Below are 18,471 nucleotides of genomic sequence, written 5' to 3'. Positions count from 1 at the left end.
TTACATTTATAAACCAACTGCTTTGCCAAAAATACCCGAAGACCATATATGTGAAGAAAGCGTTTTTGAAAAAACGTACCATAGCTTTTCAAAAAGTTTACACGACTACCTATATTATAAATACGGAAACCTTTGCAATCCGAACGATACGACGCAAGAAGCATTTATTAAACTATGGGATAATTGCAAAAAGGTATCCTTCGCGAAAGCAAAATCTTTTTTATTTACCGTCGCAAACAATCTGGTATTAAACCAAATAAAACATCAGAAAATAGTCTTAAAACATCGGCAAATTGTTCCTAAAAATCATACCAACGAAACGCCTGAATTTTTGATGGAAGAAAATCAGTTTTTGGAACGATACAATGCAGTATTGGCAAATATGAAGGAAGAATTCCGAGTTGCGTTTCTATTAAGCAAAGCTGAAAACAAGAAACACAGAGAAATTGCGGAGCTTTTAGGCGTTACTACAAAAGTGGTAGAATACAGAGTGTATTCGGCATTTGCCATCCTTAAAAAAGAATTAGAAGGATTCAAATTAAAATAATTTCAGGAGAAAACGAAGTACGGTTGTTATACTAATAGTAAAGAGCGAGATTCATGGACAAAGATAATTTATTACAAAAATGGTTAAATAATGATTTGACTGACGCTGAAGCAGCTGAATTAAAAGCACAGGACGATTATGAATTCAATAAGAAAATCATAGAAAGTGCGACTCAATTCAAAGCTTCGGAAGTCAATACGGTTGCTGATTTTAATACATTTAAAGAACGCTATCAGCAGCAGCAACAAAAACCTGCTAAAAAAGTACGCGCGCTATATCCAATACTGCGTGTAGCTGCTATTTTAGTCTTTGCGTTTGGAATTTACTTTACACTCTTTTTAAATACAACCTCAACAATTATTACCCTTGCGGGAGAAAAAACAACGATAGAACTTCCTGATGCTTCCGAAGTTTCGCTAAATGCACTTTCATCCATTGCCTATACCAAGAAAGATTGGGATTCCAACAGAACAATAGAACTTTCGGGGGAAGCTTTTTTTAAAGTAGCCAAAGGAAAAAAGTTTGATGTCGTGACCGAGGACGGAACGGTAACCGTATTAGGAACTCAGTTTAATGTAAAACAACGTGCAAATTACTTTGAAGTGGTTTGTTATGAAGGAATTGTAAAAGTAGTTTCTGATACGATTGTACGGCAACTTACTGTTGGTGATAGTTATCGAATTTATGATGGAAAGTTTACAGAGAAAAAGATCGCAGCAAAAGCACCGAGTTGGACACAAAACTATAGTTCGTTTACAGCAGTTCCAATAAAAGAAGTTTTCGTGGAACTCGAACGTCAATTTGATATTAAAGTCTCATTCAAAAATACGAATGAAAATCGCTTGTTTACAGGAGGATTTAGTCATGAAAACCTGCAAAATGCACTCATGACCATCGCAGAACCTATGAACTTGCAATATGAACTACAAGCAACCAACAGCGTCATAATTTATGACAAACAGCCATAACATACGAACGATTTTCTTAACGTTGGTGTTGAGCCTTTCTTTTTCGATTCACGCACAAGTGAACGACCAAGGAACAAAAAAACTCGTGATTATATTACAAGAACTTCAAGCGCAGTTTAATGTACAATTTAACTATGCAGAAGATCAAGTTGCGGATGTTTCTGTTACAACTCCGCCAGCATATACGTCGCTTTCCGAAATCATCTCCTATTTAGAAAAAAATACAGCACTGACGTTTACACGAGTCGATGAAAAGTTCATTCTTGTAAAGCTTAGAGACGAATTGCTGTTGTGTGGCTATCTCAAAGATAAAGACAATCTCAAACCCATCGTATCCGCAACGGTACAAGGTGATAAATCTGCAACAATAACGGATGAAAACGGCTTTTTTCAGTTGCGCATTCGGAGTCTAAAAGAACAGATTAGCATCCGACACATCGGCTATAAAACGATTTTGAGAAGCTACGAGCGTTTTTTTAAAAGTGATTGCGGATTTATTTACATGCGTTCACAAGCAGAAAGTCTTTCACAAATTACCATTTCAAATTATATAACTTCTGGAATTCATAAAATGACTGACGGTTCGTTTAACATCAACTTTAAAAGTTTTGACATGCTACCGGGCATGATTGAAAATGATGTATTGCAAGCCGTTCAAGCGTTTCCAGGAATCCAAAGTACGAATGAAACCGTTTCTAACATTAACATTCGCGGTGGCACACACGATCAAAACTTATTGCTTTGGGATGGCATCAAAATGTATCAATCGGGACATTTCTTCGGATTGATCTCTATGTACAATCCGCAAATTACACAGCAAGTCTCATTACTCAAAAACGGAAGCGATCCCAGCTATACAGATGGTGTTTCCGGAACCATCAGCATGCAAACGGACAAAAGTCTCAATCAGACATTAAAAGCGAGTATTGGAGCTAATTTTACAGATGTGAATGCTTTTGTAGATGCGCCATTGGGAAAGAAATCGTCCATTCAGGTGGCTGCCCGAAAATCGCTGAACGACTTTGTAGAAACACCAACGTACAAAGCCTATTTTGAACGCATAGAAGAAAATACCGAAGTGGAAGAAAATCAGCCAAATATTATAAATTCGGACAAGACCTTTGATTTTTATGATGCATCGTTTCGTTGGCTCTACAAAATAAATGATACGAATGAAATACGTTTAAACGCGATACTGGTTTCTAATAAATTAAATTTTAATGAAACGGCAACCATTGATATGATGGAGGAATCGCGGGAAAGTAGCTTAACGCAGAATAGTTTTGCTGCGGGATTATTTTATAGAAATATCTGGCGCGATAAGTTCATCACAACGCTAGAAGTCTATGAAACCGATTACAGACTCAAAGCCATCAATGTAAATATCTTAGATGCGCAACGGTTTTTACAAGAAAACAGCGTTTCAGAAACAAGCGCAAAATTACAAGTTGAATATTTGCTGAATGACAAACTAACCGTGCTTGGCGGCTATCATTTTGTAGAAACCGAAGTCACGAATTTAGATGATGTTGACGAACCTGTATTTCGTTTTCTCGTTTCAGAAGTAGTCCGAACACATGGTGTATTCTCTCAGGCAACCTATACTTCTCATGATCAGAATACATATCTAAAACTAGGCGTTCGCCACAATTATATAGACAAATTCAAAAAGCACCTTACGGAACCGCGTTTTAGTTTTACTCAAATCGTTGCAGACAAATTTACGGTGGAAGTTTTAGGAGAATTAAAGCATCAAAACACCTCACAAATCATCAACTTTCAAAATGATTTCTTAGGCATCGAAAAACGAAGATGGCAACTGTCCAACGATCAAGATATTCCTGTGATTAAGAGTCAACAAGTTTCCACAGGCATTAGTTACAACGATCACGGATGGTTAGCGAGTGTTGAAGCCTATCACAAAAAAGTAACAGGAATTACGTCACAAAGTCAAGGATTTCAAAATCAATTTGAATTTACCAAGAGTCAAGGAAACTATCAAGTGCTTGGATTGGGTGTTTTAGTCAGAAAAAAAATCGCCAACATCAACACCTGGATTAGTTATTCGTTCATGAAGAACGACTATGAATTTAAAGAACTAGAAAGTGCTCGTTTTCCAAGTAATTTTGACATTACGCATGCGTTTACCTCAGGAATAACGTATACGCAAAAGAATTTAAAAGTTGGTTTGGGATTCAATTGGCGCTTTGGAAAACCGATTACCGAACCCGTTTTAGGAAACGAACTCATCAATCAGGAAATAAACTTCAATACCACCAATAGTTCACGGTTGGATGATTATATGCGCTTAGATCTATCGGCAGCATATAAAATAAAAATCAGTCCCAAACTAAAAGCCGATGTCGCCTTCGCCGTTTGGAACATACTAGATAGAGAAAACCAAATAGAGCAGTTTTTTGATGTGACTGACGACCGTATTGATGAAACCACACAATTTTCTTTAGGAATGACGCCTAATGTATCGTTTCGATTGTTTTTTTGATGCTTAGATAAATTCATGAAGCATCTTTAACTCTTAAATCAAAAGTTCGAACTTAGACTGTTTGTGATTACGCTTATAACAAATCTTTTGTTTTTTTTACGGAAACCCGTAAGAATGGTGCACTGTTTTTTAGTACTATTATCAAATAAATTGATAACTGTGTGAAAGAAGTGGCAAAAGATACTATTGTTATAACCATATCAAATATAAATGGGATTACTAGGTGACATAGATGAATTAAAAAAATATTGGGAAAAATCCTCTAAGAGTTCAAAAGTTATTTTTCTCTTCATTGTATTCTTCACGTTTAGTCCTATAGCCTCAATATCAGATACAGTTTTCGCATGGAAAGGTTTTTTTCTTGTTGGAATTGAGTTTTATAACTCAACTATAGTCGATCCAATAAAAAGACTATTTGAATTTTTAAATCTACAGTATTCTATACAATCAATAAATCTTATTTTTATATGTAATATAATTTGTGGATCATTGTTACGATATTTATTGTATAAATTTAAAACTAATAGAGGTACATTAAATTTTACACATATTATTTTTTCTTTCTGTTACTCTTTTTTCCCTGTAATAGTACTTTTAATAGTTCTAGAAGGAAGTAGTCAAAATATATTATTTGATATTTGCTTCATGCTCATTTTTTTATTTGCATTATATATTTTATTAAGAAGATCAACTAGGAAAGAAAAAATTATAATATTTCTACCAATAATAATTTCGATTCTTTTAGTTCTCGTTTTAGCAGCAATTAGCGCTGGATGGAGTAGATAAAATAACAAGAAAATTACCTAACACTAACAAATGCAAGCAATAAACTCTTTTTTCAGCAAAGTAAAATCGCTAAATCAAATATAAATGGGACTACTCGGAGACATAGATGAATTAAAAAATAAATGGAAAAATGCTTCCTTATCGTTAAAAATTTTAGTCATTTTAACATCTTTTATTAATCTAAATGCTATTGCCTCTTTATCGGAAACAATTTTTAAATGGAAAAGCTTTATTTTAGTTGGGATTGAATTTTATAATTCTACAATAATAGAACCGATAAAAACATTATTAGAATTTTTCCATCTAAATCTTAGTGAAACGTTGATTAATTTAATTATTGTGAATACAATGATTTATGGTTCTCTATTAAGATTATTATTTTGGGAGGAAAAACCCATCAAATCAAATAATTTAAAAGACTCACTACCTATTGTTTTTATTATAGCTTTTAATTTTTGGTTAGCTACATTTGCGTATAGAATAGTTATTTATCCTATAAATTTTATTGCTTTCTTTGCTCCTGTATTGTTTTTAGGTTATTTTTTAAAAATTACAAGCTTGAATAAAAAAGAAAAAATGATACTACTGTGGCCAATCATAATCCCAATTATTGCAGTTTTAGTTGCAGCCGCTTTTAACGCTGGATTGAGTAGATAAATTAATAGAAGTATAAGTTTAATAAATTAAGATAATACACTGTAAATGAGAGATTTTTTAGAAAATTATGAACTTTATGAAGAGTATTTATTATTAGAAGGTTATACTCTAAACAATGAACATTATACTGATTACAGTGAATTTAGATCACAGAGGTTTGAATATTTCTGCCCTAAAGAACGTTCTAATAGACCTTTTGAGTTAGAGTTTCCAAATAGTATATTAAATACTTTAAAGTCTAGAGTTAGTCCTAATATGTTTAACCATGAATATAATACAATTCCTGAGGAAAATTTTATTGATGAAAAGTTAGATTATACTTTTTGGATATTAGGTAATTGTCAATCTTGTAATAAACATAAAATTCATTTTTTATTAAATGTATTTAGTAATAAACCAATTTCTAACATTCGTGATAATATTAGGAATATTAGATTAGATAAAAGGCATGAAAATAATTTTCCTAATACAAACATTTATATAAGAAAAATTGGTTGTTCTGATATTAAAAAGGTTGAAGTTGACAAAGCAATTTCTAAACATTTCGATAGAGAAAGTAATAATTGGTTGTTTAAAGCAAAGAGTTTGTTGAAATTAAGAATGGGTATAGGGGCATTTGCATACTTTAGAAGAATAATAGAAAAAGAACTAATTAATATAATTAATGAGATCAAGGAACTTCCTGATTCAGAATCCAATGAAATCCAAAAATTGCTTGACAAATATCATGCTAATAAAACTACAAGTACTATCTACGAGAACATATACGCGTATTTGCCAAATTCTCTTAAAGAACTTGGTGAAAATCCTATTAAATTATTATATAAACAAACCTCTGGTGGATTACATTCAATTTCGGAGGAAGAATGTTTAAAAAGAGCTAATAGCATTGAAATCATTCTTGAATTTACGATTAGAAAGATACAAGAAGAAAAATCTGAAATTAAATCAATGAAAGATGCAATTAAAAAATTAAAATCATGAATAATATTAGATTATTAAAATGATTAGAATTTATTTTGAAACCCTATTCTTCCTTAGCAACCACTACTTCCGTATCCGATCCATAAAACTTATTAAAAATGACGCTTGCCGTTAGGTCTCCGGTTACATTCACGGCTGTTCTAAACATTCCTAAAATTCTATCGATTCCAATAATGATAATAAGTCCATCTATTGGAATTCCTGCACTCTGTAGTACGGATGCAAGAATAATGACTCCACCACCCGGAATGGCAGGCGTTCCGATGGACGCGGCCACAACTGTAGCGGTGATTAATATTAAGTTTATCATGGTAAGCTCAATGCCATACGCTTGCGCCATGAACAAGGTAGTCACACATTGAAACAAAGCCGTACCATCCATGTTTATGGTTGCCCCAACTGGAATCACAAAATCACTAATGTTAGAAGATACGCCTAATTTCTCATCTGCTGTTTTCATCGATACTGGCATCACAGCTGCGGAACTGGCGGTAGAAAATGCCAAGAGCTGCGGTTCGCGGATTAAGCTCAAAAATCGAAAAGGATTCTTCTGCGTGAAAACAAAGACGAGTATCAAATAAAAGATCATTAAGAGGATCAACCCTATAATAACAACGATCATATAATATCCCAAACCAAGAAATATTTCAATGCCAATTTTGGATAACAAGGCAGCTATTAAACCAAATACAGCATACGGCACAAGCCGCATTGCCCATGAAACGACAATCATGCAAATCTTTTGAATTGCTTCGGTAAAACGAATGATAGGTCTTGCAGTATCGTGTTTGAGCTGGGTAATCGCAACACCAATGATGATGGTAAATATGACGACACCGAGCATTTCTCCCGTTAAAATGGATTCCAATGGATTGTTTGGAATGAGCTTAGAAATAGTCTCTGGAATGTTTTCCATCAAGCTTGTTTGTTCAGTAGCTTCTGTGGGTAGCTTTTCTCCATTGTCTGGAAATCCTCCCAACTTAAAAAAATATTCACCGGGTTTCATAATGAGTGTGACGAACAAACCAATAGTGATGGCAATCACTGTCGTAAAAACGAAATATAACAACAGTCGTAATCCAAAGGATTTTAAGTTCTCGGAGGTGTTGGCTACAATTCCCGAAATAATAGACGCAAATATCAACGGAATCATAATCATTTGAACTAACCTCATAAATATTTGACCCGGTAAATCGAGCCAATTGGCTAAGGACAAACTAAAATCTTCTGAAACAAGTCCTGTAGACGGATTGATTAACATTCCAAACCCAACACCTAAAACCAATCCAATAATTACCTTAAGCCATAAACGCCCTTTTATAAGGCGATCTAAATGGACTGCTAAACTATTAAGCGATGTAATTTCTAACATGGTGGGTTTATAGTTTAAATTTCTCAAATGATTTCCCTGTAAACGTATACACTCCGGCGTTATGTGTTCCTAGCCAGAGCACTCCTTGATTGTCTTTGTATATTGAAAATAGTAAAACATCCGCATCGCCCTCTTTCATTGGGTAATGAATGAGTTCCGTTCCAGTATGTCTCCAAACACCATTATTGTAGGTTACCATCCATAAATCGCCAGTATCATCTAAAGTCATTGACATAAAATACGAACTTTCTACTTCTTTACGTTCAATTCCAAGCACTCGTTGATAGTGTAGTGGTTTGAGCGCATCCGTTTGTATGCTATCGGGTAGTATTTTGTATTTGTATTTTGGGTTGCAAATCCAGATATATCCAGCTGTATCTTCTACAATGGAACGAATCCCAAAAGAACCGCCTTCAGGTGTTTCGGTTAACTGCTTTTCATACATCCAACGAATATCATTTCCATCATATTGATAGATCCCTAAACTAGAAGTGCCAAACCACATTGTTCCTTTCGTGTCTTTATAGATATAATAAACGCCATAAGGATTGAAACTCGCATTCGGATATTTCGAATTAAATTCGTCTTCCATTTTATTCTTTGGAAACTGTAAATGGTATAAACGTTCTCCGTCATATCGATAAGGACCACTATGCTCCCAACCCATTCTAAACCATAAATCGTTCGGTGTTAACTTCCATTCATTCTTAACAGCACTATTCTCTACGATCTCTAAAGTTGTAAACTGTTTTCCATCAAATTTGCTTACACCTGTTGTGGTGTCGAAATAGATATTTCCAAAGTTGTCTTCTTGGATTCCCAAAACAGTACTTCCAATAAATCCATCTTTAACAGTATAAAGAACCAGATTTTCCCCGTCATACTTATAAGCTCCTTGATCAGTTCCAACAAACCAAATATTATTTTTAGAATCTTGGAAGATAAGCCCAATTTTTTGCCCAATTTCCGAAACAACGTTCCCAAGCGGAATCGCTTTTTCAGAAGTATGATCGTTTTTTGATTTACTTTGTCCGTTGCATGAAGAAAATGCAGCTAAAATCCCCATGATTAGAAGTATTTTAAATGGTATCATCTTTAAACTCATGCGCTTTTTTCTTTGGTTTTCCATTTTTAGCTTGCTTACAACAATGGAGTAAACGTGTTTCCGTATGGTTAAGTAGCTAATTTAGTAAATACAAACTGAATAGAAAGCCCTTGCAGATTTTCTATTCAGTTTGCACCAACAATTAATTATAATCGTTGTTGGATTTGTTTTACTATTTTAACGTGAGTTCGATATAACTTCACTTTCAATGTTTTGTTTCTTAGCTTCTCGACTGCGCTCGAAGTGACAAAGTGCTGATTTTATGGAGTTTTGGGTTTGTAATAGTGGTTTATTATATCGAGCTCACGTTATTTTAGTTTAATCCCAAATTGAACTTGATGATCCTGCGTATTTTCCTGCTCCCAAGAAAACAAGTGAAACTGCACCAAATAAATACAGCCCTTGTAATTCTATAGCCCAACCTCCGAATTGATTTAAGGAAAAGATATCAGATGTATGCGCCATCAAAATTGCTATTAGCATATTAAACGCTACTATCAAACTGGCTAATCTTGCTCTATAGCCTACTATAATTAATAGTGGTGCCACTATTTCTCCAATAAACACAAAGTAGGCAATAAACGCTGGCAAGCCTACACCACTTAATAAGGTTTTGATGAAGGAATAGTTAGAAGACATATTCGCAATACCATGAAATAGTATTAGTACGCTTATACTCACTCGATGAATTAGGAGTCCTGTGTCTTTATTTTGAATTCTTTGTAAACTTTTCATTCTCTTTATTTTTTAGTTCCTAAATACTGTTTTCCATTCGCTCCCCAATTCCCTAATGGAATTTCATCAATAACGACATGGGTTGTTTCTGGGTTTTTGTCAAGTATGTCTACAACTAGTTGTGTAGCACCTTCTATTAATTGACGTTTTTGTTTTTGTGTTACTTGTTCGTCAGTAACTCTAATATTAATGTATGGCATAACTTTTTATTAAATTAATTACCGTACAAAGGTGCTAAGAACCTGAAGTTTCAGAAAGGAGGTTTGTCACTTCGTTGAAGTGATATACGTCACATGTAGTGACAATTGAAAGAAATAAAGTTATGAGTTTAATCGGCTAAGTGTTTCTCTAGAAACACCTAAATAGGCAGCAATCATTTTTTTAGGAACACGTTGGGAAAGTTTTGGATATTGTTCTAAAAGTAAGTTGTACCGTTCTTTCGAAGAGTTTTTCAATAAGGATAGAATTCTATTTTGAAGTGCAATACGACCAATTTTACTTTTTTTAGCCCAAAAGCGTTCCATTTTGTGCATTTGAGCAGTCAGTTTATCTCTATTTTCAAAAGAAATATATAGTAACTCACTATCTTCAATACAATCAATAGCGGTTTTAGACTTGGTTTGTTTTACAAAAGATTCATAATCTGTAATCCACCAATTTTCCATTCCAAATTGAAGAATATGTTCTTTTCCTGTATCGTCAATAAAATAACTTTTTAGACACCCTTTTATGATCCAATATTCTTTATTGACAATTTCTCCTTCTTGCACTATATATTGATGCTTCCGTTTTTTGATTTGCTCAAAATGACTCAAAACAAAATCAAACTCTTCATCAGTAAGGCTGATTATTTCTTCAATATGTTGTCTCAGAGGATGCATCATTTTAATTCTTGCTAACAATAGAATAAAGGATCTATTTCCTTTATAGTTAATGTATGTTTCGCTACAAATCTAATGGATTTTCGATGAACTTAAAATTCTTCCCTGCAACTTATGTATATATTTCTGCTGTTTTGCGCTACTCTTGTTTCAAAGTCTAGATTTCCACCTCCGCGGGAACAAGTCCAACATTTCGACTCTGCTCAATATGCTACAATTGAAGTAGTTTGAGCAGAGTCGGTATGTATACTTACTATTTATGCCTAAATACTACCGTAAAGGCTCCAAGAACTTCTCCTTCCCATAATTGTTTCACTACTAATGAATACTCTTTTTTAGGTAGTTTGTCTAGTACTTCTTTTGATGGCAACTTATACGATAATTTTAAAGCTGCATCTCTCACTAACTTAATATTTTTTATTGCATGCACTTCTTTTTTTACAAAGTCGCCAGCAATACCTGCAGTTTGTATGGTTGCTGGAGTCATCGTATTAAAAATTAAGTTCTCCTTAAGTTCACCAACGTCAAGCACTTTTAGAACAGATTTTCTTTTTAATCTGCGGTCAAGCTTTAATCCTTTAAAATTGGCGTATTTAAATGCCTTTCTATTTGCTTTTAAATCGAGTTTCGCTCCGGGTATGAAATTTTCCAAATCCAATTCAATGTCATAAATATCTTTTGAACTTTGAAACCTTTCAATAAGTACAGACACATTACCTACAAGATTAGGAAGCACATCGACCACATTCATATTTTTGTACGCTATATTATTTGTATTTCTAACATAATTGAGATATTCTGATAAATTGGATATTAATGTATGATCTGGCGCAGGATCTAAAGCATCACTTATTACAGCAATCATACAATAGTGTCCTGTTGCCGGAATCATGGCAGCTGGAAAAACAATCGTATTCGATACTCTACTCGTTCCTGGAGCAATTCCCAACTGCACATCAGATCCCACAGGAATCCATAAAGCGGGAGAGCCAAAGGTCGTAGCTGGCGACAAGAATACATTGATAGTTACATCACCACTTGCAGCTCCTCGGTTTTGTAATCGTATGTACACAAAATTATCTTGCCCTCTTTCAATATTTTGCGATAAATTAGCATTGCTCATATTACCTAAAGTACCTGCTGGATTGCTAACAATATTTTGACGATTTATAATATCTGGACTGTTCCAAAGAGCTCCTCCTGGATAAGGTTCTACGCCTGTATCAGAAATATTGTCTCTAACATATAAATCAGGACCAATACCCACAGCGTTAAATCCGTTTTTCACCTGTGTTAACACATTCAAATCAGTAGGGAATAAATCAAGACAAGCATCTAACATGGCAGCTCTAAAATCTAAGAAAGTAGCATTTGGCTGTCCTACTAAATTAACAGTCATGCATCTATACAATAATGTTTCGGCAATATTTTGACCAATTGCATTTACAGTAATACCACTAATAGTATGTGTTCCTCCTATCGTTAATAGATAGAATAAGTGATTAATAATACCACTATTAATATGCACGCCACCATTATCAGCAGATCCAATATAACGTTGCGAATAATGAGAAGGTTGGTGTCCGTTAATAACGCTATTAATAGGATCAGCAACATTCCAAAGTCCTCCATTAGTAGGCTCAATCATATTTCGCAATGCAGGAGCAGTCGTTTTTAGCCAGCACGATTCACCTATAAGCCAATTATTAGTAATAAAGGCAGCGAAAATATCGGAAAAAGCTTCATTTAACGCTCCCGATTCATTTTGATAGATAAGTCCACACGTATATTGTGTTACTCCGTGTACAAATTCGTGTGCAATTACATCATCAGTACATAAATAATCAAATCCTGGAGCAGCTCCTGATCCGTCACCAATTAGCATTTGAGTTCCGTTCCAATAGGCATTATCGGTGTTAGTGCCGAAATGTGCTACGGATAATACATTTCCACCCAAACCATCAATACTGTTTCTAGCGTGTACTGTATTAAAATAATCAATCACATCCGAAGTATAGATATGAGAATCTACTTCTGCTCCTTGATTAGCGCCTCTTGGCGTTGTCGTATTATTATTCCAATTATTATCAGCATCCACAGAAATAGTAGATCCGTCATTGGTATTAATTACTGGACCTAAGCCACCAGTTCGTGTGGTGTCTCTTAGCGAGAAAGTAGTTCCGTCGTCCCAAGCATTAACAGTATTCGTACCAGAATATACGCCTGTACCATTTCCTACAGTAGAAATTGTTTGCATATTATCGTAATAATTGATAATCGCTCCTGTATGTGCATCTACATATACTTTCCATATATGTGAACCTCCATGATGTTCTGCCAACATAGGATATTCTTTTTCTGAGCAATTGCGTTCTCTTTTTAAGGTGAATAAATAACTTAAGCGCAATGTCTGTTCTTTATCGATATGAAACAATAACGCTGGCTTATCATAAGTACCTTCCGTATTATGAATTACTTTTTTAATGTTTTTAAAAGCCACATCGGCCTTTAGTTTAGGCTTTGCAGAAATGGGAATTTTTGATTGTAATAAGTTTTTCACTCTTTTTAACTTCCCTTTTTTATTTACATTGAATTGAACGACAGCTCCTTCAATTTTAATACCTTCATGGTATTGTTGATACGTAAATGTTGTTCCTTTTTCCGTATCTTTTGCTTCATTAATTAGCTTGGTCGATTCTGGGTCAATCTTCCCAAACAAATCAGCATGCTTGTTTGCAAATTCCCATAATTCCTTTTCCCAACTTTTCGAATCTTTCGACAAAGTAGCGAGTTTTCCATTTAGGTATTGTACCGTTTGTTGTTGCTCATTGTACTTAAACTTTAGTTGTGGGTCTTGCTTTAAAAAAGCAAGTAACTTTTTTTTTGTTTCCATAATTATATGATTTATAATTTTAATTGAAAACAAAGATTGTTAAGAATACAACCTAAAAATATAATGAGTCGATAAACGGTATTTATCAATTGAATATGTATACACTTGATTAGATGAAGTAAATGTCTATAAAAATTTTATGTTTTTGTCATATCATTAAATTACGAACCTACTAAAAAGCAATCCAATTAGTCTTTAAGTGCCTCAGACTACTTAGTTTGTCTAAACTTCACTACCTGATTATACTGCCTTGCCAATTCATAAATTTCGGAATAAACTTGTGTGTATGCTTCATTCGCTTCCAAGGTCATAAAAGCTTTTATACGTGCTACCAAGGCACGATACGCTACAATACCATCATTGCGCAGCGTGGAAAAGCTTATTCTTGGATTGGCAGCCGTTTCCGATATGCTGGCTAAATAACGTTCGTTAAACAACGTATTGATCCGCTGCAATTCTACAACCCATTCCGAAAGTTGTAACAGTACAACGGCTTCCTGCATCGTAGGATCAGTATTCCAATCGGCAAGCATGCTATCTATGGTCGCTGTTTCTGCCTGGTAATTCATGCGTGTCACATTTTTACCATAACTAGTAAAGTTGAACAACAAACGTTTTGCAGCTTCTTGCTTTACAAGGTCAAAATGATGTGTATTTCCTTCCAAAATACTTTTAATTCCGCTGTACATACTGCCGCGTTTCGTATCCAAATCGAGTAATACTTGGGTAACTTTATTGCTTTGATCGTGTTGAAACACAGCATCCAATGCTGCTGTACTTGTTGCCAATGCATTACGCTGTTCGGTTACTCCTAACAGTTGCACATCATACTGATTTACCAATTCCAACACATCTTTCAGATATTGAAGGAACTCACTGTTTCGATAGTTTCCTAATCTGGGTTTATTCATTATACTCGTTTTTGAAGATTTCACAATCTTTTTACCTTTTCAGGTAATTTTATTCAATTATTTTAAAGAAAACTATTGTTGGATTGAATTTACATCAATGTAAATTGCTTCCATCAACTGTTGAAACATGCTAAACTAATATTAGTGACTTCCAACAAGTGTTAAAACGTGTTTTCAGCAATGCTAATAGTTTCCAACAACTGTTGAACCTTATTAAACCAATACAAGTAACCTCCAACAAGTGTTGAAATGTGTTTACAGTAATACATCTAGATTCCAACAACTGTTGCAACGTATTTACAGCAATGTATCTAGTTTCTAACAACTATTGAAACCTATTTACAACCATACGACAGTTTTCCAACAACTGATACATCATATTTGTAGCGATGTTACGAGCTTCCATCAGTAAACGAAAGCGAGTCACAACTCCGTTTTACAGCATGAAACTCTAAAAAATCCACGAAAAATCCTAGCACAAATGTATAAGCGTCGTAAATAGTTCATAAGCGTTGTTTTTTAGATATATTTAGATCATTAGAAGCTTAGATTGTTAGACTTTTTTGATTTAAAACTTCAGCCTGACTTTGATATGAGTTGAGATTAATCTAGTTTTAACGACATCCGCAAAGAAAAATATTAAAAAATGAATCTCATAGACTTTATTATTGGTGCATTACTAGCCAATGCAATGCCACATCTAATTTTTGGATTGACCAAAACGCACTTTCTTGGAATGTTTGGCTATAGTCCAAAAGGAAATATCATGTATGCAGTTCTTCAGTTTGTCCTATGCATTATACTATACTGCTATACTTATGGATATGAAGGATTATTAGAAAACGGATATTTGGTTGGAGGAATTACGGTGCTTGTACTCTATTTTGTTTTTGGAAAGTTAGTCATTCAATTTTACGGGAAACAAGAAAAAAACGTGTAAGCGTTGCTTTTTAGACATATTTAGATCATTAGAAGGTTAGACTTTTTGATCTGAATTCAATATTTTTCAACTTCCAATTTGATTGAAAAGAAGCAACCCGTCAATCGTGTTACACTACAAACAGATTACTTCACTAGCGTTCGTGATGACGGATCATAAGAATATACAGCGAAGCGACCCAAAAGCGAAGCGACCCAACAACTAAGCGATCCAAAAGCGAAGCGATCCAAAAGCAAAGCAACCCAAAAGCGAAGCGACATCAACAAAAAAACACTTCTGTTATTAGATTTACTCTTTAATCACTTTAAAAGTTGTTTTGCTTTTCTCTGTTTCAGCAGATAAAAAATAAATATTACTCGATAAGTCTGACAAGTCTATCTGTACATTATTAGTAACATTCGTTGTGTCTAATGTTTTAATCAAGCGACCAGTTAAATCGTGTATGCTTATGTTTTTTAATTTTATATTTTCTGGATTCTTTAGTGTCACAAAATTTGATGTTGGGTTAGGATATATCGTCAAACTTGAAGTATCAAAACGAACAGCATCAATACCCAAAGTTGGGCAAGATGTATTATATACAGGACTTATATTTCCACTGGAACTACAATCAGCAAAACCATTTGCGTTCACATAAATACTCAAATATTCACCAGACGCAGCTGCTGTGAAACTTAATCCTGCAAAGGTCCCAGAAATTTGTGATGCATTGTAAATCTCAGTTCCTCCAGTACCACTTCCAAGAGGACCAGAATAGACAACGATGAAATCAAAAATAGGTTCTATGGAGCCAGCTATAAAATCGACAGTGATTAGATCGAAAGGATTGCCTGTGCCTATAACTGCAATAGCTTGTAAACCATTGTTAGTGTAACAAACTCCCGAGTCTATTCCTGTTTGACTACATTCAATTACGGGTATAGTTGTGCAAGATGTATTAAATACTGGACTAACACTTCCTTCGGTCGTACAATCAATAATACCATTTGCGTTCACATAAATACTCAAATATTCACCTGGCGCTGCAGCTGTGAAACTTAATCCTGCAAAGGTACTAGAAGTATGTATTGCATTGTAAATTTCAGTTCCCGCAGTGCCACTTCCAAAAGTACCAGAATAGACAACGATTTCATCATAATAAGGCGTTATGGATCCTGCTGTAAAATCGACCGTGATTAGATCGAAAGGATTGCCTGTACCTATATTAACTGCAATAGCTTGTAAACCATCAGTACTATTGTAACAAACTCCCGAATCTGCTCCTGTTTGATTACATCCTATTGGTAGAGTTATACAAGATGTATTATATACAGGGCTTATATTTCCTCGGGTCGAACAATCTCCAGAACCATTTGCGTTCACATAAATACTTAAATATTCATCGGGCGCAGCTGCTGTAAAACTTAATCCCGCAAAGGTACCGGAGGAAGCTTGTGTTGCATTGTAAATCTCTGTTCCTCCAGTACCACTTCCCAAAGCACCAGAATAGACAACAATTTCATCAAAATCAGGCGCTATGGAGCCTGCTGTAAAATCGACCGTGATTAGATCAAAAAGACTGCCTGTGCCTACATTAACTACAATAGCTTGCATACCATCAGTACTATTATAACAAACTCCAGAGTCTACTCCTGTTAGACCACATCCAATTGATGGAGTTATACAAGATATATTATATACAGGGCTTATATTTCCTTCGGTAGTACAATCTGCAGAACTATCAGCGTTCACATAAATACTCAAATATTCACCTAGTGCTGATGTGAAACTTAATCCAGCAAAGCTACCTGAACTTTGTGATGCATTGTAAATCTCAGTTCCCGCAGTGCCACTTCCAAAAATACCAGAATAGACCACGATTTCATCACAACAAGCCTCTATGGATCCTGCTGTAAAATCGACCGTGATTACATCAGTAGGATTGTCAGCACCTATATTAACTACAATAGCTTGCATACCATCAGTACTATTATAACAAACTCCCGAGTCTATTCCTGTTTGGTTACATTGAACTGAACAAGATGTATTATATACAGGACTTATATTTCCACTGGAACTACAATCAATAGAACCATTTGCGTTCACATAAATACTCAAATATTCACCTGGTGCAGCAGCTGTAAAACTTAATCCTGCAAAGCTACCTGAACCTTGTGATGCATTGTAAATCTCAGTTCCTCCAGTACCACTTCCAAGAGGACCAGAATAGACCACGATTTCATCACAACAAGCCTCTATGGATCCTGCTGTAAAATCGACCGTGATTACATCAGTAGGATTGCCTGTGCCCAAATTAACTACAATAGCCTGTAAACCATCAGTACTATTATAACAAACCCCCGAGTCTACTCCTGTTTGGTTACATTGAGCGAAACAAGATGTATTATATACTGCACTTATACCTCCCGAGTCCGCACAATTTATAGAACCATCTGCGTTCACATAAATACTTAAGTATTCACCTGGTGCAGTTGCTGTAAAACTTAATCCTGCAAAGCTACCTGAATCTTGTGATGCATTGTAAATCTCAGTTCCTCCAGTACCACTTCCAAGAGGACCAGAATAGACAACGATGAAATCAAAAATAGGCTCTATGGAGCCTGCTGTAAAATTGACAGTAATTAGATCAGTAGGACTGTCTGAACCTATATTAACCGCAATAGCATGTAAACCATTGTTTGTGTAACAAACTCCAGAATCTATTCCTGTTTGACCACATTGAGCCGAAGCACTCATTTGGAAGCAGCAATTGATAATAAATAATAATACTAATTTTTTCATGTTTTAGAGGGCTTTAAGGGGGTGCATTATTAGATATGGATAATCTGTGTGGTAATAATTCAAGCTCTTGTTGATTAGGGATTTGGTTTAAATTACCAAACTTGAAATATAATTCTTATTTATTGATAAATAACTATATAACACCTCATTAAATGCGGAATGAAAGTAATCCAACATTATGATAGAAAATACCTAGCGAAGCTACAAAGCAACCCGTCAATCGCGTTATACTACAAACAGATTACTTCACTAGCGTTCGTAATGACGGATCATAAGAATATACAGCGAAGCGACCCAACAGCGAAGCGACCCAACAGCGAAGCGACCCAACAGCGAAGCGACCCAACAGCGAAGCGACCCAACAGCGAAGCGACCCAACAGCGAAGCGACCCAACAGCGAAGCGACCC

Annotated in this window: 14 protein-coding genes; 6 read left to right on the top strand and 8 right to left on the bottom strand. The window is 34.9% G+C overall.

The window, feature by feature from the left end:
• Positions 1-22 precede the first annotated feature (22 nt).
• The 5 genes from H2O64_RS09240 to H2O64_RS09220 all read left to right on the top strand — a co-directional run bounded on the left by H2O64_RS09240 (position 23) and on the right by H2O64_RS09220 (position 6,445).
• On the top strand, positions 23-547 hold the full coding sequence (locus H2O64_RS09240) for an RNA polymerase sigma factor (RefSeq protein WP_187561907.1): 525 nt from the start codon (positions 23-25) through the stop codon (positions 545-547).
• A gap of 53 nt (positions 548-600) precedes the next feature.
• Positions 601-1,515: a FecR family protein gene (locus H2O64_RS09235; RefSeq protein WP_187561906.1), complete on the top strand. Its 915-nt coding sequence runs from the start codon at positions 601-603 to the stop codon at positions 1,513-1,515.
• The gene (locus tag H2O64_RS09230) at positions 1,499-4,018 is read left to right on the top strand and encodes a TonB-dependent receptor (RefSeq protein ID WP_187561905.1); all 2,520 of its coding nucleotides are present in this window, start codon (positions 1,499-1,501) and stop codon (positions 4,016-4,018) included. Before H2O64_RS09235 ends, H2O64_RS09230 begins: the two co-directional genes overlap by 17 nt.
• A gap of 870 nt (positions 4,019-4,888) precedes the next feature.
• The gene (locus tag H2O64_RS09225; RefSeq protein WP_187561904.1) at positions 4,889-5,461 is read left to right on the top strand and encodes a hypothetical protein; all 573 of its coding nucleotides are present in this window, start codon (positions 4,889-4,891) and stop codon (positions 5,459-5,461) included.
• Positions 5,462-5,506: 45 nt separating this feature from the next.
• Positions 5,507-6,445, top strand: a complete 939-nt coding sequence (locus tag H2O64_RS09220) for a hypothetical protein (protein WP_187561903.1) — start codon at positions 5,507-5,509, stop codon at positions 6,443-6,445.
• A gap of 43 nt (positions 6,446-6,488) precedes the next feature.
• On the opposite strand, the gene H2O64_RS09215 is transcribed toward H2O64_RS09220, so the two are convergent.
• The 7 genes from H2O64_RS09215 to H2O64_RS09185 form a co-directional block, all read right to left on the bottom strand.
• Positions 6,489-7,817 (bottom strand): dicarboxylate/amino acid:cation symporter, encoded by a 1,329-nt coding sequence (locus H2O64_RS09215; protein ID WP_187561902.1) that lies wholly within the window; start codon positions 7,815-7,817, stop codon positions 6,489-6,491.
• 7 nt (positions 7,818-7,824) lie between these two features.
• Entirely contained in the window at positions 7,825-8,922 is a 1,098-nt protein-coding gene (locus tag H2O64_RS09210; protein ID WP_187561901.1) for a ligand-binding sensor domain-containing protein, read from the bottom strand.
• 318 nt (positions 8,923-9,240) lie between these two features.
• A complete protein-coding gene (locus H2O64_RS09205) occupies positions 9,241-9,657 on the bottom strand; it encodes a DoxX family protein (protein WP_187561900.1) in 417 nt (138 codons plus the stop codon).
• Between the two features lie 5 nt (positions 9,658-9,662).
• Positions 9,663-9,857, bottom strand: coding sequence for a tautomerase family protein (locus tag H2O64_RS09200; protein WP_187561899.1), 195 nt, complete (start codon positions 9,855-9,857; stop codon positions 9,663-9,665).
• 120 nt (positions 9,858-9,977) lie between these two features.
• On the bottom strand, positions 9,978-10,541 hold the full coding sequence (locus tag H2O64_RS09195; protein WP_187561898.1) for a Crp/Fnr family transcriptional regulator: 564 nt from the start codon (positions 10,539-10,541) through the stop codon (positions 9,978-9,980).
• Between the two features lie 250 nt (positions 10,542-10,791).
• Positions 10,792-13,431, bottom strand: coding sequence for a M4 family metallopeptidase (locus H2O64_RS09190; protein WP_187561897.1), 2,640 nt, complete (start codon positions 13,429-13,431; stop codon positions 10,792-10,794).
• 209 nt (positions 13,432-13,640) lie between these two features.
• Entirely contained in the window at positions 13,641-14,342 is a 702-nt protein-coding gene (locus tag H2O64_RS09185) for a DUF6261 family protein (RefSeq protein ID WP_187561896.1), read from the bottom strand.
• A 646-nt stretch (positions 14,343-14,988) separates the two neighbouring features.
• Here H2O64_RS09185 and H2O64_RS09180 point away from each other — a divergent pair.
• A complete protein-coding gene (locus H2O64_RS09180) occupies positions 14,989-15,282 on the top strand; it encodes a hypothetical protein (protein ID WP_187561895.1) in 294 nt (97 codons plus the stop codon).
• Between the two features lie 288 nt (positions 15,283-15,570).
• Here the strand turns inward: H2O64_RS09180 and H2O64_RS09175 are convergent, their stop codons facing one another.
• Positions 15,571-18,063 carry a T9SS type A sorting domain-containing protein gene (locus H2O64_RS09175; RefSeq protein WP_187561894.1) on the bottom strand — a complete coding sequence of 831 codons (2,493 nt, stop codon included), beginning with the start codon at positions 18,061-18,063 and terminating at the stop codon, positions 15,571-15,573.
• Between the last annotated feature and the right edge of the window lie 408 nt (positions 18,064-18,471).

The organism is Kordia aestuariivivens, from assembly GCF_014397005.1.
In the GTDB taxonomy this organism is placed as follows: Bacteria; Bacteroidota; Bacteroidia; order Flavobacteriales; family Flavobacteriaceae; genus Kordia; species Kordia aestuariivivens.
The sequence above is the reverse complement of the archived record's forward strand: the minus strand, read 5'-3'. Positions and strand labels throughout refer to the sequence as shown.

Excerpts from the sequence above, each read along its gene's own strand:
- H2O64_RS09235 (WP_187561906.1), top strand. The coding sequence starts at position 601 with ATGGACAAAGATAATTTATTACAAAAATGGTTAAATAATGATTTGACT.
- H2O64_RS09210 (WP_187561901.1), bottom strand. The coding sequence starts at position 8,922 with ATGAGTTTAAAGATGATACCATTTAAAATACTTCTAATCATGGGGATT.
- H2O64_RS09185 (WP_187561896.1), bottom strand. The coding sequence starts at position 14,342 with ATGAATAAACCCAGATTAGGAAACTATCGAAACAGTGAGTTCCTTCAA.
- H2O64_RS09230 (WP_187561905.1), top strand. The coding sequence starts at position 1,499 with ATGACAAACAGCCATAACATACGAACGATTTTCTTAACGTTGGTGTTG.
- H2O64_RS09175 (WP_187561894.1), bottom strand. The coding sequence starts at position 18,063 with ATGAAAAAATTAGTATTATTATTTATTATCAATTGCTGCTTCCAAATG.
- H2O64_RS09200 (WP_187561899.1), bottom strand. The coding sequence starts at position 9,857 with ATGCCATACATTAATATTAGAGTTACTGACGAACAAGTAACACAAAAA.
- H2O64_RS09220 (WP_187561903.1), top strand. The coding sequence starts at position 5,507 with ATGAGAGATTTTTTAGAAAATTATGAACTTTATGAAGAGTATTTATTA.
- H2O64_RS09195 (WP_187561898.1), bottom strand. The coding sequence starts at position 10,541 with ATGATGCATCCTCTGAGACAACATATTGAAGAAATAATCAGCCTTACT.
- H2O64_RS09215 (WP_187561902.1), bottom strand. The coding sequence starts at position 7,817 with ATGTTAGAAATTACATCGCTTAATAGTTTAGCAGTCCATTTAGATCGC.
- H2O64_RS09180 (WP_187561895.1), top strand. The coding sequence starts at position 14,989 with ATGAATCTCATAGACTTTATTATTGGTGCATTACTAGCCAATGCAATG.
- H2O64_RS09205 (WP_187561900.1), bottom strand. The coding sequence starts at position 9,657 with ATGAAAAGTTTACAAAGAATTCAAAATAAAGACACAGGACTCCTAATT.
- H2O64_RS09225 (WP_187561904.1), top strand. The coding sequence starts at position 4,889 with ATGGGACTACTCGGAGACATAGATGAATTAAAAAATAAATGGAAAAAT.
- H2O64_RS09190 (WP_187561897.1), bottom strand. The coding sequence starts at position 13,431 with ATGGAAACAAAAAAAAAGTTACTTGCTTTTTTAAAGCAAGACCCACAA.